Annotated in this window: 13 protein-coding genes; 8 read left to right on the top strand and 5 right to left on the bottom strand. The window is 58.6% G+C overall.

Annotation, left to right across the window (positions count from 1 at the left end; translation table 11 throughout):
• Together AC1DXX_RS07130 and AC1DXX_RS07125 are read right to left on the bottom strand one after the other, a co-directional pair.
• On the bottom strand, positions 1–559 hold a 559-nt coding region (locus AC1DXX_RS07130), incomplete at its 3' end, for a glycosyltransferase family 2 protein (RefSeq protein ID WP_478133476.1).
• On the bottom strand, positions 552–2,144 hold the full coding sequence (locus tag AC1DXX_RS07125; RefSeq protein WP_478133475.1) for a B12-binding domain-containing radical SAM protein: 1,593 nt from the start codon (positions 2,142–2,144) through the stop codon (positions 552–554). The genes AC1DXX_RS07125 and AC1DXX_RS07130, both read right to left, overlap by 8 nt.
• A 561-nt stretch (positions 2,145–2,705) precedes the next feature.
• Between AC1DXX_RS07125 and AC1DXX_RS07120 the strand changes: the two genes are divergently transcribed.
• The 5 genes from AC1DXX_RS07120 to AC1DXX_RS07100 all read left to right on the top strand — a co-directional run bounded on the left by AC1DXX_RS07120 (position 2,706) and on the right by AC1DXX_RS07100 (position 8,352).
• The gene (locus tag AC1DXX_RS07120; RefSeq protein ID WP_478133474.1) at positions 2,706–3,194 is read left to right on the top strand and encodes a hypothetical protein; all 489 of its coding nucleotides are present in this window, start codon (positions 2,706–2,708) and stop codon (positions 3,192–3,194) included.
• 330 nt (positions 3,195–3,524) lie between these two features.
• The gene (locus AC1DXX_RS07115; RefSeq protein ID WP_478133473.1) at positions 3,525–4,655 is read left to right on the top strand and encodes a pyridoxal phosphate-dependent aminotransferase; all 1,131 of its coding nucleotides are present in this window, start codon (positions 3,525–3,527) and stop codon (positions 4,653–4,655) included.
• 81 nt (positions 4,656–4,736) lie between these two features.
• Complete coding sequence (locus AC1DXX_RS07110; protein WP_478133472.1) at positions 4,737–5,828, top strand: hypothetical protein; 1,092 nt, start codon at positions 4,737–4,739, stop codon at positions 5,826–5,828.
• Positions 5,829–5,998: 170 nt separating this feature from the next.
• Complete coding sequence (locus tag AC1DXX_RS07105) at positions 5,999–6,883, top strand: TIGR01459 family HAD-type hydrolase (protein WP_478133471.1); 885 nt, start codon at positions 5,999–6,001, stop codon at positions 6,881–6,883.
• Positions 6,884–7,203: 320 nt separating this feature from the next.
• The gene (locus tag AC1DXX_RS07100; protein ID WP_478133470.1) at positions 7,204–8,352 is read left to right on the top strand and encodes an MFS transporter; all 1,149 of its coding nucleotides are present in this window, start codon (positions 7,204–7,206) and stop codon (positions 8,350–8,352) included.
• A 193-nt stretch (positions 8,353–8,545) separates the two neighbouring features.
• Here AC1DXX_RS07100 and istB read toward each other — a convergent pair whose 3' ends face one another.
• Both istB and istA read right to left on the bottom strand, forming a co-directional pair.
• Positions 8,546–9,355: an IS21-like element helper ATPase IstB gene (gene istB / locus AC1DXX_RS07095; RefSeq protein WP_478133469.1), complete on the bottom strand. Its 810-nt coding sequence runs from the start codon at positions 9,353–9,355 to the stop codon at positions 8,546–8,548.
• Positions 9,348–10,859: an IS21 family transposase gene (gene istA, locus AC1DXX_RS07090; protein WP_478133468.1), complete on the bottom strand. Its 1,512-nt coding sequence runs from the start codon at positions 10,857–10,859 to the stop codon at positions 9,348–9,350. Before istA ends, istB begins: the two co-directional genes overlap by 8 nt.
• Before the next feature lie 180 nt (positions 10,860–11,039).
• On the opposite strand from istA, the gene AC1DXX_RS07085 reads away from it, so the two are divergent.
• Genes AC1DXX_RS07085 through AC1DXX_RS07075 form a run of 3 tightly spaced genes read left to right on the top strand, consistent with a single transcriptional unit; the run spans position 11,040 to position 15,144 of the window.
• Entirely contained in the window at positions 11,040–12,263 is a 1,224-nt protein-coding gene (locus AC1DXX_RS07085) for a hypothetical protein (protein ID WP_478133467.1), read from the top strand.
• Positions 12,256–13,941 carry an ATP-binding protein gene (locus AC1DXX_RS07080; protein WP_478133466.1) on the top strand — a complete coding sequence of 562 codons (1,686 nt, stop codon included), beginning with the start codon at positions 12,256–12,258 and terminating at the stop codon, positions 13,939–13,941. Before AC1DXX_RS07085 ends, AC1DXX_RS07080 begins: the two co-directional genes overlap by 8 nt.
• Positions 13,942–13,959: 18 nt before the next feature.
• Positions 13,960–15,144 carry a TnsD family Tn7-like transposition protein gene (locus AC1DXX_RS07075; RefSeq protein ID WP_478133465.1) on the top strand — a complete coding sequence of 395 codons (1,185 nt, stop codon included), beginning with the start codon at positions 13,960–13,962 and terminating at the stop codon, positions 15,142–15,144.
• A gap of 430 nt (positions 15,145–15,574) precedes the next feature.
• Here AC1DXX_RS07075 and AC1DXX_RS07070 read toward each other — a convergent pair whose 3' ends face one another.
• Entirely contained in the window at positions 15,575–16,681 is a 1,107-nt protein-coding gene (locus AC1DXX_RS07070) for a hypothetical protein (RefSeq protein WP_478133464.1), read from the bottom strand.
• Between the last annotated feature and the right edge of the window lie 110 nt (positions 16,682–16,791).

Below are 16,791 nucleotides of genomic sequence, written 5' to 3'. Positions count from 1 at the left end.
CATGAAAGGGAATGTCTTCAAGTGCCTGCCGAGGCCAGACTTTAAAGGCGTGGGTCGGATAGGTTCCAGTACCACCAAGAACCAGGAGCGAGGCTAGAGTCGCGCCGAAGGTCACAGCACGCCGATACAGGGGAAACGCGTCGACCTTTGAGCCTCGTAAGAAGTATGAGCCTCGCGCAATTAATCTTTCCGTCTTGCGATTGGCAACGACAAGGAGCATGTCCCACGCGTCTGACGGTTGCTGCGTGCCGACATCAGCAACAAGGATGTAAGCATAGCCTCCCCTAAGTGCGGTCTCTAGGCCTAGACAGGTGTTTCGGGCCAATCCCTGGCGCCCTTCGGGACGGACCACAGTAACGCGCGACACCCGCCCGGCGTGACGTTCCTTTTCCCTGAATTCCTCGATGATCAACGTCGTATCGTCCTGACTCAATCCATCGACGAACATCAGATCCCAATCAAAACGCGACCATTTCTGCAAGCAGGACCGGATCGCGTCTTCTTCGTTGAGCACTGGGATGATGACTACCGCATTAAGGCTAGGCGCTTGATCACTCATGATCGCCGCTCGCAAGTGAAGACGCCGCCACCGCAGGAATCACAGACCGATGCCTCACGATCCGCACGGGATGGCTTCGCGCCAATTCGGTACTCGCTTGAGCGCACGACGTCGGCTCGGCCGGCATAGCCGTAATAGCAACCGGCCTACTTGCCGGGCTGTCGACCGAGGAACTAATCCTCTCCAAAATTTGCTCGTCGGCCATCTTGAAGAACAGGATGCCCAAGAACGCGTTAAAACTGTTCCGTATGTCAGACCAAGATCGGATATAGGTGAGTTGCTTGAGCATCCGAGAAGGGCGCAGATAGAATTCGCGGTACGCTCTTTCCACCCACTCGGAGGCGTTCGGCACACAGGGTTTCATGGGTTCAGTTCGTTTGCCCAGTACGAAGTCGCGCCAGTAGTTCGCGTCGATGAGGCCGGCCTTGATAGAGGCCGTCATGAGCGGCGTCTCCGGCAGCGGTGTCGCCTTTGTGAACATGACGTACCGAGGATTCAGTTCCTTGGCTAAGTCGATGGTGGCCCGCATCGTCCGATCGGTCTCACCCACATACCCAATGATGAAATAGGCGAACGTATCGATACCGGCTTCATGCGTCCACTGGAACACCTTTCTGACTTGGTCAATCGTTGTCTTTTTCTCGACCAATTGCATCATTTCGGGATCTCCTTGCTCCACCCCGTAGCGAAGCATTCGGCATCCCGCTTGCCGCATCAGTGCGAGCAGCTCTGGGTTAACTAAGTTGACTCGCTGAGGAACCTCCCACGCGATCTTGACTTTGCGTGCAATGAGTTCTGCACACAATTCCTTCGTGTACTTCGGGGGCATGAGGTCGTCATAGAACATGACCTCGCGCACGCCGTAGGTAGCGATCAGGTACTCAATCTCGTCAACGATGTTCTTTGCGCTCCGCCGACGATAATCCTTGTCAGATGGAGTCTTGTAGCAGAAGCCACACTTATAAGGACAGCCTCTTGAACCCATGATTGTGGTCACGGGACTAAGCCCAATGATGGACGAATATTTCTCCATCGGCAGCAGGTCGAATGCAGGGATGGGCAGAGCATCCAGGTCTTCAATCACCATTGGGCTGCCTACGCGCACCTCACCGAATGCGTCACGGTACGCAAGGCCTTCGATATGCTCGTAGGATCCGCCGTGCTCGAGCGCATGGCATAAGCTCACCATGGACTCCTCGCCCTCGCCGACGATACCGAAGTCCACGCAATCGTAGGCCAGCGTTTCGCGCGCAAAGATCGCCATGTGCACGCCACCCATGACGACTTTGCATCCAGCCTTTTTGCCCAGGCTCGCTGCTTCGAGGGCGCCCTCGAACGTTGGCGTCATGGCAGTCACGCCGACGACCCTTGAATCGAAATCTTTGATTCGTTCGTAGACTTCGTCCGCACTCAGCATTTCCACAATGGCATCGATCATTTGGACTTCGTGACCGGCCGCCCTAAGGGAAGCGCCGATGTATGCCAAGCCAAGCGGTGGAAGAGCACCTTGGCGAGCATTGAGGCTCGCAGGGAGGCGGGTGTTTACGTTGCCGATGTCGTGATACCGAATGAGTGTGATGCGCATGAGAGATCTCGATGTCCTTTAGTTGAGCTAAACCGCCCGATCCGGCACGTACCCGCCTTGCTTGCGCAATTCGGCATTAATAGTTAAGTGTCGTTAGCACACCCCGCCAACCAACAGCCTGCACGCGAACAGAGCGCCAAAAGCCAAATCTCTCCCCCAATTAATTAGATCTGATTAGCACCAAGTAATTAGCATTGAAGGCACACCCAGTTCACAATTAACTCATGACCTTAGGCATTCATCAGTCTACCAATCCCGCTTTTAATCTCAGCATACGGAGATTCCCTAGTAATTAGCGAACCGCACTTAGTTACGATGCCTCTGGCCGCTTTCTCCGATGATCTAATGAGTACTTGCTATTGCAATTGCCTCTGCGCGACGAGGACTTAGCCGAAGAAAAATCCGACCCCTTCAAGGAGTTTTTAATTAAATATGACTCACACTACGATTAAAGGCCTACTCATCGAAGGGGTCGACTACTCTGGGAAGACCTCGGTAGCTAATGAGGTGTCTCGACTCGTCAGCGAGGGCGGTCTGAAAGTAGCTCGCAGGAATTGCTTCGTGAACAAGCATCCAATCATCGAGCGTCTCTTGGCCTTGGCTTCGGGGAGCGATGGGATGGAGCCTCGAGATGTCATCTACACCTCAGCCCTACTCCTCGATCTAATGCTGCCAGAGCCGACTGCTAGCTCGGAGGTACTAATTCAGGAGCGACATGTCTTGACGCAGATCGGACGTAATCTTTTCTTTTATGACGACCATCAGGGATGGCACATTGATGACATGCAACGTTTGCGGCGCCCCTTCGATCGGCAGGTCTACCTAACCTCGAATATTGACGCAAAGCGCAGCAGGACACGAAAGCGCCCAGCCAAGAGCCCGCGCGATGCGCTTCTCGCGAGTGATCCGTCCCTTCATCAGCGCTATGACGAAGCCATGCTTCAACTTCTTCCAAAGAACGAAGATTGGCTCGTTATCGACACATCGACGCTGGAGGTAAAGGAGATCGCGTCGCGCATCGTTGAATATTTTCAGCAAGATCGCCAGTAGCCGATTCTTGTGCATCGCATCACGAAATTGCCCCCAAGGACGTCTTGGCGTTCTCGGGTTGACACAAGTTGCGGAGTAGCGGTGCAGATACTCGCACCCAAGAATGGCGGCAAGACCCCGGCGCTCGAGCCGCCACAGAGTCCTCTATCTGAGAAATTCGCGGTACACGGAGAGCCGGGCAATGTTGAATAACGAGTCACGCAGTCGCAAGCTTGCTGCAGTCCTAGAAACCCTGCGCGAGCGGCTAGAGGGCTTCATCAGGACGCCGTCATAGCGTCGATACCAGCATGCCCCAACTGTCCCATTTTTGTTCCGAAAGAGACTGTGTCTATGACCAATGCATTCAAGGCCAAGGCCTATCACGGCGGAGCATCCTTCGAATTCATCGGACCGCGATTTGACAATCTATCGAATGTCGGCAAGTGCATCAACGCGGATGTACTCGATGCATGGTTTGATCCATCACCCCTGGTGGTTTCGAAGCTACGAGAGCACCTACCCTGGATTCTTCGCACATCGCCTCCCACTCACTGTGAAGGGCTGGTCGAAGTACTGGCCGAACGGATCGGTGTTTCCGCGCGCAATCTGCTTGCGGGCGCGGGGTCCTCAGACCTGATCTTTCTGGCGATGCAGCAACTGCTGAACGCCCAGAGCAAAGCATTAACTCTGGATCCGACCTACGGGGAGTATCTCCACATATTTGATCAGGTGGTCGGATGCGAATCCGTGAGGGTGCCGCTTCGATACGACCCGCAGGGGGCGTACACGCTATCCATCTCTGATGTCATCACAGCGGTCCGAATAGAGCGCCCAAACCTAGTTGTGATCGTGAATCCGAACAGTCCGACTGGTACCTTCATCCGAAGGGCAGAGCTAGAACAGCTACACGCGGCTATTCCTAAGGAGACTCTGCTCTGGGTAGACGAAACATATATTGACTATGTCGACAGTTCCCAATCGATGGCAACTTACGCAGCGGATAAATCGAACGTCGTCGTGTGTAAGTCGCTATCCAAAGTGTACGCGTTGAGCGGAGCTCGAACCGCCTATCTCTGCTCTAACAGTGACCTCATCGATAGACTTGTCCCCTTCTCACCTCCTTGGGCTGTGGGCCTTCCTGCTCAAGTTGCAACGATCGCCGCAATGGAAGATCAGAAATACTACGCCGAACGGTATCGGGAGACCCACAAGTATCGGCAAATACTCGCATCGGGGTTGAGTCAGCTAGGGTTCAAGGTTCATAACTCCGTCGCGAATTTCTTGCTCGTAGAGATGCCCGAAGGCTCTGGCGTCGCTAGTAACTTCGTTCAACGATGCCGTAGTTTGGGTCTCTATCTGCGAGATATCTCGAGCATGGGCCGCAACGTCAATAAGCACATGATTAGAGTTGCCGTCAAAGACTCCGCAACCAACGAAAGGATCGTGGCAACGATCAATGAAGTGCTAGTGAGCAGGACATAGGCGATAGCACGCCCGCGGCCACGGATAACCAAAGTAGGAAGCGGTCTCTTCCCAACAAGACACCCATCAACGGAGATTTTTATGAATAACGTGAATGTTTCTTCGACCCACATACACGCCCTCGGCGGAAGAATTTCTATCGACATCGAGGACGTGTTACGTCATCTGTACTTTGCCGAAGGGGACATCGTGCTGGCCGGCGGCAGCCTCGTCGATGGGTTTGGTTCCAGCACCTCCGACTTGGATGTCTACGTCATATCCGACACCCCTCCCAAAGCGTCGGACTTCCCTGCGCATCTGCACCATAGGCACGTCAGCCAGGACGGGGTCTTGGTTTCAGTCACAGACTACATGGCCTCGACTGGAATGATTGTGGATACGCAATACAGAACGAAGGAACAATTAAGAACACTTCAGACCGCGGTCCATCAGGCGTTCGATCAAGCGTCTCGGCGGACTAAGATGCTTATCAACACGATGGCGGTGGCGGATCAGAAGACAATCTATCGGCTCTACTCCGCAGTTGTACTGAAGGGCAACGCCGATTTTGAGGATTTGATGGCTTCAGGACTATCGCGCGATCGGTTCTGCTATCTTCTATTTCGAAACGTCGCAGGACACTACCCCCTGCTCAACGACGTCGCCGGCGCTTGGCGCGATGGCGACTTACCGATGGGATGCGAGCGGGCGCGCCTATTCTTGTCAACGATAGCGCAAGCGTTTACTCACATGTTCGGGAATACAAACTCAGAGATGAAATGGACTCCGAGGGCGTTGGAGTATCTACCGGATCAGTACAGGCCCTTGGTCACGAGGTACGTTGAGCTGATGTCTAGGGGTTTGGGGGGAATCAACGAGGCGCGACAACTGATTCTGGATTGCATCAATCTTTCCGACGAATTCTTCGACGCGAGTCGCAACCTGTTGAACTCCACTCCGTGCTTCATGGGCACAGAAGAGTCGGAGCGAATTACTCGTCTCGAGATCGACAGTTATAGATCGTGGCATCGCGATCTGACGAGAGAGTTTTCGATTAGATGTAGGCTGTTTCGGTCAGGCCTGCCGCCATTGACCGAGTTCCTACCGGCCCCTGAAGGAGAGAGGCTGTCGAACTTTCTCGATCGTAGTGACCTCCAGCCAGGAAGGAGTTCGTCGCTGCCCGTCAGCTTTTGAGGGAACGTTTCACGTCTGAAAGAAATTAGGACGGATTTCGTAAATGAGGCGCTCCGCGCGGTGCGGCTTTATCCAAACGTATTTCTGCCTTCCTGGCCGGAAATCCGACAGCCAAGTCGCGACGGAGGCAATTCAACCCTGCCAGCGAATGGCGGATTGGACCTCTCGGCGTGAATCGTTCGATTTATTTTGATCACTCAATGACATCACGTGTTTACGAGGCTGGCAACATCCGCGGGCTGTCGCAGCTTGCGGGCGACTACGACGTTGTGATGTGTGACCTCTGGGGAACGCTTCACGACGGCGTAGCGCTATTCCCTGCGGCAGTCGTCGCCTTGCGGCGCTACCGCGCTGAAGCGAGGGGGGCTGTCGTGCTGCTGTCCAACTCGCCCAGACCCAGTGCACACACCCAGTCTCACCTCGAGGAGATGGGACTGCCGCGCGACAGCTGGGACGCCATCGTGACATCGGGAGATATCGCTGTGGACATCTTGAGCGAATGGACCCACCTCCCGCTCTTCCACCTCGGACCTGATCGGGACCTCGTCCTCTTCGACGAGGTAGAAGACCGGACTGGCATGCGGCCGCCCCTCAGCAAAGCCGAGGACGCTGAGATCATCATCTGTACGGGTACGAGCGGGCGCCATCCTGGGGAATTCGACGAACTGTTGGAACGCTTAGCTGCACGGCGTTTGCCCATGTTGTGTGCAAATCCCGATCTCGTTGCGCCGAACGGCACCGAAATCTCTTTCTGCGCGGGTGAGCTCGCCCGTCGTTATCGCGAATATGGCGGCAGCGTGCGCTACACCGGCAAACCATACGCACCTATCTATGCCAAAGCCCTATCGGTGGCTAGTTCACTTTGGCCTTCACCGAAGCGCGTCTTGGCTATTGGCGATGGGTTGGAGACAGACATTCGCGGCGCTTTGCAACAAGGCTGGGACGCGATGCACGTCGTTTACAAAGCGCCGCCAGCAAGCGGTGACCCCAGCCGCATCAAAGATTCTGGACAGGCCCTGCATCTCGCCAATGCGCCGGGTGCTCTCGCTTGGTAGAAGTTCAGCTCCTCCTGCGTATATGGACCAGCCGCAGGGAGGCTGCGCAGCCCGATTGGTCACGTCGGGGATTACAGCAATGTAGTCCCCCCGCATGTTTACGCGAGACAAAGCGCTCCACGAGACCACGAGATGGAGATCCACGCCATTGGTGGTGCTGTGCGCGGAGCGTTGCGTGCCGCACAGGTGCACGTCTTTCGATGAAGTGCGAGGAGCATGTGGCAAGACTCTCGGCGATGAGCTTCTGCACCTGCTGCACTGCACTGCACTGCAGTGTCAGATGAACATGTTAAGTCGCGAATCCTGAAAAGAGGTTAGCAGTGCATACTCGAGCCGCCTTTTACGTCTACTACGTGGCGCTGTATGGGCCAGTGGCCGTCACAATCAGCTTTCTACCACTGTGGATGAAGTCGCAAGGGCTGACCACCCAACAGCTTGGCCAGCTATTCGCCTTTGGAGCATTGTTGCAGTTGGCGATCAATCCTCTGGTGGGAATGATCGCCGACGCACGGGAAAGCCGAAAGAATGTACTTTTGGTTCTGCTGGGAGGGTCATCGATCGGTGCGCTGCTGCTCTTGAGCGCGCGTAGCCCCGTTTGGGTGGTGGCGGCGTATGCGGCCATGCACGCCTGCTGTACCGCCCTCATCCCATTGAGCGAATCGATCGTCTTGAACAATGCCACACGCTTTGGCCTTGACTTTGGTCGCCTACGTGGCATCGGCTCCTTGGCCGTGGTGTTCATCATTGTTACCCTGGGTGCAGTCCTTGACCGAATCGGACTGAACTATGTGGCACTGGCGCTGGTCTTTTTCTATCTGATTCAGACTGCCATGGCGACCAGACTCCCTGACGTGCGCATCCTGGCGACTCGGGCAACGAAGGCCTCCTTGATGCAGGTGCTGCGCCTGCCAGGCTTCGTGCCCTTCTTGTGTAGTGCTGCTGTCTCCCAAGCCTGCCATGGTCTCTTCTATGCCTATAACGCGATCCTCTGGCAAAGCCTCGGCCTGTCGTCGTCATCAATCGGCGCCTTGTGGAGCCTGGGCGTTTCGGTGGAGATCCTGGTTTTCGTGCTGGGCAGTCGTATCTTGGCGCACGTGCCCGCCCCGACGCTCTTGCTTTATGCCTGCTTGGCAGGTGTGGTGCGTTGGGGCTTGCTGGCCGAAGCCGGGGGACTCAGTACGCTTGTCATCGTCCAGATTTTGCAGGGTGCTACGCTCAGCTGCACACAGTTGAGCGCAGCCAATTTTATCAAGACGACAGTCCCGCCGCATGCCATCTCCAGAGGCACCGGCGTCTATGCTGCGACAGTGGGCATGCTGACGGCCGCTATCATCTTTGGCGGAAGCCACCTGTACGCTGCGTTTGGGGGGCGCGCCTTTGTCCTCAGCGCTGTCCTGTGTCTCGGTGCGGCCATCGCCACCGCCTTCCTTCGGCGGCCCGTTCTCCCATTTCCTCGACAAGCGCAATAGTGTCCGCGCCGAAGTAGAAGTGAGCCACCGCGCCGACTGAATCGTGTGCCAGGGGTGGAAGCCGACGCAGCAATGGTCGGCTGTGGATAGGTGTATGTCTTGCCTTGTTCTGTGACCTCTTTTCGCTTCTTGTGATCGAACTCATAAGGCGCGAAGGGCGAAGCCCGTAGCGCCTTGCCACGAGCGGTAGTCGTCAATCGGCGGCGTCTGTTGGATCGGCCTTTGTGCCTGTCTTGCGGGTCTGCTCCCTGGCCTTGATGCACTTCTTCGCCGTGGCGCTGCTGTGCAGGAACCGATGGCTCTCGTTGCCTGTCTCCACGATGTGGCAGTGGTGCGTGAGACGGTCGAGCAAGGCGGTTGTCATCTTCGCGTCGCCGAACACCGTCGACCATTCGGCGAAGTCCAGGTTGGTTGTGATCACCACGCTGGTGTGCTCGTACAGCTTGGACAGCAGGTGGAACAACAGCGCGCCGCCGGCCTGACTGAACGGCAGGTAGCCCAGTTCGTCCAGGATCACCAGGTCCATTCGCAGCAGGCTCAGCGCGATACGCCCGGCCTTGCCCTGGGCCTTCTCCTGCTCCAGTGCATTGACCAGATCGACCGTCGAGTAGAACCGCACTCGCTTGCCGTGGCGCGTGATGCCCGACACGCCCAGAGCCGTTGCCAGATGGGTCTTTCCTGTGCCCGGACCRCCGACCAAGACCACGTTGTGCGCGGCCTCGGTGAACTCCAGCATCGCGAGTTGGTGGACCAGCTTCTGGTCGACCACCGACGCGTCGAAGTCGAAGCCGGCCAGATCCCGGCGCACGGGGAAGCGCGCCGAGCTCATCTGGTGCTGCACCGAACGCATCGAACGGTCCGTGGTCTCGGCCTGCAGCAGGTGCTCGACCAGCCAGCGCGAGGCATCCAGGCCGGACGCGGCACCTTGCTCCGCCAGATCGCACCAGGCACTGGCCATGCCGTGCAGGCGCAGTGCCTTGAGTTCGACTGTCACGTCACGCATGGTCCACCTCCTGTCCACGCAGGCTGTCGTAGCGTGCCGTGTTGGCCAGCGGCGGTGTGACGATCTGCAGCGCCGTCTCGGCACTCTGCGGTGTTGCCGGCGCGGTGAGCCGGCCGAGCACATTGACGACGTGCTCCACGCTGACCCGTCCGGACGGCGGACCACTCTCCAGCGCCAACTCGACCGCCGCGATCACCGCGTCCAGCCCCGCCGTCGGCACGATGGCCAACACTTGGGCCATCACGCGATCTCCACCGGGTTGGCGCAGCAGGCCGCGGCGCAGTTGTTGCAGTGCTTCGGGCATGTCTGCGAAGGGCGCACCGTTCCTCAATGCACCAGGCTTGCGCTGGATGAGCGGGACGTAGTGCTGCCAGTCGTAGCGGGTGCCCCCAGAGGCGCTCAGGCGCTCGTGTCGCGCCACCGCTGCGTCCTCTGCGACCACCACGACGTTGCCCGGATACAGCCGCGTGCTGACCATCTGCCCGGCCAGCTCGCATGGCACCGAGTAGCGATTGCGTGCCACCGACACCAAGCAGGTGCTCGACACCCGCGCTGGCTTCTCCACATAGCCATCGAAGGGTTCGGGCATTGGCATCAGGTGAGGCCGCTCGTACTCGAGCATCTCGGCCACGCTGAACTGGCTGTGCTCGGGGTGGCGGACTTCGGTCCACAGCGCCCGGCAGCGCTCGCCCAGCCAGGCATTGAGTTCGACGAAGGAGCCGAAGCGGCGCCGGGCCGCCTCGATCCAGATGCGCCGACGGCTGTCCTGCACGTTCTTCTCCACACGCCCCTTCTCCCAGCCCGATGCGACGTTGCAGAAGTCAGGGTCGTACAGGTAGTGCGCGCACATCACTGCGAAGCGGGCATTGACGGTGCGACCCTTGCCCTTGTGAACCTTGTCGACGGCGGTGCGCATGTTGTCGTAGATCCCGCGGCGCGCCACACCGCCCAGCGCTGCGAATGACCTCGTGTGGGCGTCGAACAGCATCTCGTGCCCTTGGCTCGGGTACGCCACCAGCCAGAACGCACGGCTCGCGCACAGCTTCAGGTGCGACACCTGCATGCGGTAGTAGATGCCGCCGACGACCAGGCCTTCTTCGCTCCAATCGAACTGGAAGGCCTCGCCGAGCTCGAAGTTCAGTGGAACGAACGCGGTGACGTTGACTGCCTGCCCCTCGCCTTGGCGCCAGGCTCGAACGAAGTCAGTGACGGCCGAGTAACCGCCGTCGTAGCCCGCCGCCTTGATCTCGGCGTGCAGCGCACGTGCCGTGCGCCGCTCGTGCTTGGGCCGTCGCGCATCGGCCGTCAATGCCTGCTTCAGCGCTGTCTCGAATGCACTCAGCTTGTTCGGCCGTGCTTCGCGCCGGTACTTCGGCGCCTCGGCAACCGGTGCACGCAGCCACTTCGACACCGTGTTGCGAGACAGCCCTGTCATGCGCGCTATCTCGCGCTCCGACAGCTTGTCCCTCACGTGCAGCCGTCGGATTCTGCCAATCATGTCCATGGTGATCACTCCTCGAACCCCGCTGCTTAAATAAACAGCAGGGTAGGTTGAACACCTGGCTCACTTTTACTTCGGCACTACATACAAAACTGGCTCAGTTTCCGGTCGGCGCCAACAGTCTATCTGGTCTCGCGCGCCGATCGCACGAGGATAGTGGGCAGGCCGACCTTATACGTGGTGATGGATACCTATTCCCGCATGGTGGTAGGCGTGTACGCCTCGCTGGAACCCGCGAGTTGGATCGGCGCCATGATGGCGCTGGCCAATGCGTTTTCCGACAAGGTCGAATACTGCAAGCAGGCCGGCGTCAATATCGAGCCGCACGAGTGGCCGTGCCAGCATGTCTGCGCCGCCGTCATGGCCGATGGCGCCGAGGTCAAGAGCGCGGCATCGGACAGCCTGACCAAGAACTTCAACGTGGACGTGTACAACACCGCGCCCTACCGGGCGGACTGGAAGTCCGTGGTCGAGGTGCGGTTCCGCCTGCTGCAGGCCATGTTCGCGCCCTACGTTCCGGGCTACGTCAAGCCGGACTTCCGCGAGCGTGGTGCCGAGGACTACCGGCTCGACGCGACGCTCGACATCGAGCAGTTCACGCAGATCATCATCCGGTGCATCCTCGAGCACAACAACAACCGCGAGCTCGTGACCTACGACAAGTCGGCGGGGATGATCGAAGACGGTGTCCCGCCGATCCCCGTCGAGATGTGGGAGTGGGGTATTGCCAATACCTCCGGCGCCCTTCGCGCCTATCCGCCGGACAAGGTGCGCTTTGCCGTGATGCCGACCGACAAGGTCTCGGTGCAGCCCGAAGGGCTTTACTTCCGCAGCAACTTCTACACCTGCGACCTCGCGATGAAGCAAGGCTGGTTCGATCATGCCCGCCAGGGCAACGCCCGCAGCGGCCTGAAGGCCTCCTACGACCCACGCCTGATGGACCACATCTACCTTCACCTGGAAGGAGCGCTCAACTATGTCGTGTGCGAACTGACCGAGCGCAGCCGCGGGGTTCGCGGCCTCTCGGACGTCGAGATCCAGCAGATTCGCTATGAGGAGAAGATGGCCGCGTCGATGCGCCAGACAAAGCACAAACTGGCCGGCGCGAAGACCACCGACACCATCAACGCCATCGTCGCGCTGGCTCAGGGCATGCGGCCGGACATGGACCACCTGACCAAGGCGCAACGCGTGGCGGACATCCGCGACAACCGCGCCGCCGAGAAGCGGGACATCCGGCGCACCGAGGCCTTCCGTCCGGAGGGCTCTCTTCCCACCGACGCACCGTCGGAGGGCGCCAAGGTCATCGACTTCCCGAGTCCGACGCCCGACACGCCTGAGGATGAGGACGAGGACTACGACTTGCCGAGCATCACCAAAATCAGGAAGGGTCCGCAAAATGTCTGAGGTGGTATCTGCATCGGTGCCTGAAGCGGTGTCCGAATCCATGCGCAGCGCGGTCACGCTGCCCGAGTACGAGGCCCACCCGTTCACACGGGTGCTTCCACCCATTCTTTCCGCACAAGAATGGGCCGACCAGATGGCGCAGCCCATCACTTTCCATCCGAACGAACGCGAGTATCCCGCCAAGCTGCGCAAGCACTGCGTTCTGCGGCTCCGACATTTCTTCCTCCCGATGGCTAGGCAGGTCTCTCTAGCGGAAACGTTGGACTTGATGCTGCGCGACGGCTATATGGGCCGCGACCCGGTGCAGCGCGGCTACGCGCTGCGCCTGGCCGGTGGCGTTGCCGCCGTCATGAAGGCCAGCAATGCGCCGAGCTTCGTTGCCCCTTTCGAATCGACCGCGATCAGTCTCGCGATTCTTGGGGTTTCTGGTGCGGGAAAGACACGTGCATTGGAACGAGCTCTGGGCTACTACCCCCAGGTCATCCTGCACCCGGACCTCGGGATGTCGCAGTTGACACACCTGCGCATCCAGTGCCCACGTGCGGGTGGCCCGAAGCAGTTGTGTCTGAGTTTCTTCTCCGCAATCGATCGATTGCTGGGCCTGAACTACATGGATCTGTACGGCAAGGGCACCACCGACATCATGATCGTCCAGATGGCGGTGGTGGCGTCGACGCACGCATTGGGCATTCTGGTGATCGACGAGATCCAGCATCTCGCCGAAGCCCAGAGTGACCTGGGACAAGAGGTCCTGGCATTCCTCGTCAAGCTGGGCAACGAGATCGGGATTCCAGTTGCGTTTGTCGGGACGCCTCGAGCGATGAAAGTCCTCAAGCGCAATTTCGCCCCGGCCCGGCGGGCTGCGGCGAACGGCTCGATCGCCTGGAATCCACTGCCGATGGGGCCGGAATGGGACGCCTTCGTCTCTGGACTGTGGGTGTTCCAGTGGACGCGCAACTTCACGGCACTCACGCCTGAACTCTCCGCGACACTGCACGACCTCACCCAGGGCATCACCAGTCTGGTCGTTGCAATCTTCATGGTCGCTCAGTTGCGGCTGATCTCGATTGGCGAAGCCGACCTTGCTCGGAAAGAAACGACAACGGTCAAGTTGCTGAAGAAGGTGTTCCGCGACGACTTCTATCTTGTGAAGGATCTGATCGCGGCGTTGCGCAACAAGAATGAGACGTTGCTCGCCAAGTATGACGACCTCCAGTCGCTGGACGAGCACCTCGACAGCGTCTATACAAGCGCGAGCACGGGCGCGACCTCGTATCAAATGCCGCCGTCCGTACGGACAGCCTCGACGGCAGACAACACACCGCAGTCCCGAGCAATCGCAGCGATGCAGCAATTCGGCCTGTCCGAAGATCTGGCCGCGCTCGTGCTCGCCTCGCTTGGCAAGGACCTGCCGACGAATCCCCTGGAGTTGATGAAAGTGGTTTCGGACGCCATTGCGCGGGTGGAGGTACCTTCGGCAACGTCAACACCTCCCGCCACGCGCGCAGCCCCCAAGGAATCGGCGGCCCAAAAAGCTCCGCGCGAACCGATGGCGAAAGATGACCTGCGCGGCATTGTGCAAACCGGTTCGAAGGACGAGAAAGGCGCCTACGAGGCCTTGCGGGAGGCGGGGCTCATCAGGCCAGCGGGCAAGGACCTTGATCTGCCTGGCCCCTGACTCAGCCCTTGCCCCACCATGCTCGCCTACATTCCCAAGCCCTATCCGGGTGAGATTCTCTACTCCCGCCTGGCCAGGATGTGGCGACACATGGGGGCCCCCCCGCCGACGCGGATATTGCGACGTCTTGTCGGGGGTATCAATTGCTCGACGGTCCTCGACCTCCCGGGTCACTTGGATCATCTGACGGGATGCTTTCCGGCCTCTTTTGGCATCGACCCGGACCGGCTCATCGATGACGAAACCCTGTTTCCGTACCTGATGACTTTTCAGACGGAAGTCTCACGCAGTGCGCTTCGCTCCAAACTCAAGACGGGACAACCGACGCTCTATGGCCAGCAGACCGGTCTGGCTGCTGGCCGAAGCTCCGGCCCTTTGCGCTTGAAGTACTGCGCCGACTGCGCTAGGGAGATGGAAAAAGAGCATGGGGAGGTCTATTGGCGTCGGGAGCATCAGATTCCTGGTGTGCTGGTCTGTCCGCGACATCGTTTCAGTCTCTTTGCATTCGAGCCCGCTGGAGAGGGTCTCGCATCGATCAGAAAAACCTTCTTCTATGCATCACCAGAGCGCTGCACAGAAGATCGACCTCCTTTGATACCCGCTGCGCATGTCGGCGAATATCCATTTCTCTTGCGGATCGCGCAGGCAAGCTACGAGCTTCTGGGGCAGCGGCGTGAAGCACCTGCAGACGACCAGGCCGGTACGGATTTCAGCCATCAACTGCGCGCCAAGGGTTCGTACAAAGGCAGCAAGGCTCTGGACAGACTTCGAACAACTGCAAGACTGCGAGCACACATCGGTCGATCGCTTGAACTGCTTCCGGGTGCGATCCACCACGCGCTCAATTCCGGATACTGGTTGACTCAATTGGTGCGAGGGAACCCCGCAGCTCATCCGCTTTCTCATTTGCTGATGAAAGACTTCCTCGAGCACGAAGAGGATTTCTCACATCAGTACGGCAGAGGTCCCTGGGAGTGCCCAAACCATACGGTCCCTCATGCCGACGCGCAGCCCATCAAGTACGTCAGAGTGCAACGCACCGGCAACAAGCTGCTCGGCTTCTTCTCTTGCCCGTGCGGGTACGTCTATAGCAAGAGTGCCGAATGGGGGCTGAACGGCTCGAGTTCGGCCACGCCGGTGGTCTATGCGCCAACGCACAAGACCATCGAGTCCGAATTTGATTCGATGCCGTTTGCAACCTGAGTGCCCTACGCATCTGTACGCGGGCGAGTTGTAGGCGGCATGCCTCACTCGCCCTTTTTCTGTCTAACCCTCTTTGATCTTCTGTAGCCGCCCCATCGACCGACAGTCAATGGCTATCGCGCGACTAGCACCCGGGGCTAAGTTCCTTTTCGCAATAGGCGCAGTGGCCTCAAAAAAAAAAGACCGTGCCAAGGCGATAGGAAAGAAAATCAGTCCAACACACTATTCAGTGTGGCGTTGGAATCGTTGACACAACTCGGTCCAGGACTATTTGGTTGTGACTCTTTGGGTGGCCGCCAGCAATCAACAGGTTAGCCGCGTTTGAGTCCAGCGGAGTATTCCTCAGAGTCAGCTCCCGAAGGCCAAGCCCTGTGCGCCGTCGACAAAGCCGCCGCCGTCAGTGGCGTGGCGTTGTCGAAAGCAGGGACGACTAACCGCCGAAGATCACATCCGTGCAGACCAGCTTGTCGCCTGGCCTGAGGGCGGCAATATTGGTGCCGCCAGGTTGCACCAGCCAAGCCGATTCACCAGAGGCAGTGACTTGTCCGGCATAAGTCCGCTTCTTTCCGGCTTGGGCGAAACCAAACACTTGAGCAACCTGCTTACCGTTGATCGTGCAGTCGGTCATCAGGTCTCCCGTCTCAGGGCTCGACGCGACAAAGCGCAGTTTTCCAGTGTTGGGCGCAGCCTGACGCACGTCGACCACACGCTGCATCTGGTTGCCCGCCGCAGCGGCCACCACCACATAGCGCACGTTGCCCTTGCGAACCGGATAGACCGTGACTTTGCCTTCACGCATTTCGTTCACAGAAATGGGTTCGAGCTTGGCGTCATATGCGTCGAATCCAAAGGCTTGATAGGGGAGTTGCATTGCGGGGAAGGTCTTGCCGATCAGGCCGGCAAACGCAACGCCATCGCCTCTGGCTGGCGTGGAGCCGGTCATCGTGCTTTGCGTGACACCGGTGCTGCGTTTCAGTTCCGTACGTTCGCTGTCGCGCAACGGGCGGGTAAAGCGCAATACGGCATTCTCGCGCGGCCAGGCCATATCGCCCAGGTTGCCGGCATCTTTGCAGCGGCCACCGAGATGTTTGATCGCGGTGTCTTCGACGACAAAACGACTTTCACACCCACCATCCTCGCTCTTGCCGCTCAGTACCCACACCCCATTGCTGAATGTGGCAACGCCGGAGGTCTCAACAGCTCCGTTGATCACGCCGCCAAAGCCACCGGGGTCAGCAGCGCTGGCGTCGCCTTTGAATTTCACCAGGGCACGCCCACTACCGATGTCTGCAACGGAATAACTGAATTTGGCGACTTCATTTTGCAGTTTTCCTTTGCCATCTTTGCGTCGCGACTGCGCTTGGTAGCTATAAACGCCAGAGGTCAGTGCGCCAGCAGTTACGGGTTGATTGGCCTGTGGTGCGGCGCCATCCTGGATCACAGGCTTGATCGAGGTGGTCTGTCCGTCAGAGGTTCTAACGGTGACTTGACAGCCAAGCAGAGCGAGAGATGTTGCGAGAAGAGCGAACCTTTTCATGGGAAATATCTCCCTTTCCTTGAATGAGAAATTCTTATGGTGTGCCGTATCTTGCCGGCGGTCGGAGAGAGAAATTCCTGATCACAGTGCCATTGATCAATGGCACCCTC

The organism is Variovorax sp. P4_B10 (assembly GCF_056402375.1).
The sequence above is the reverse complement of the archived record's forward strand: the minus strand, read 5'-3'. Positions and strand labels throughout refer to the sequence as shown.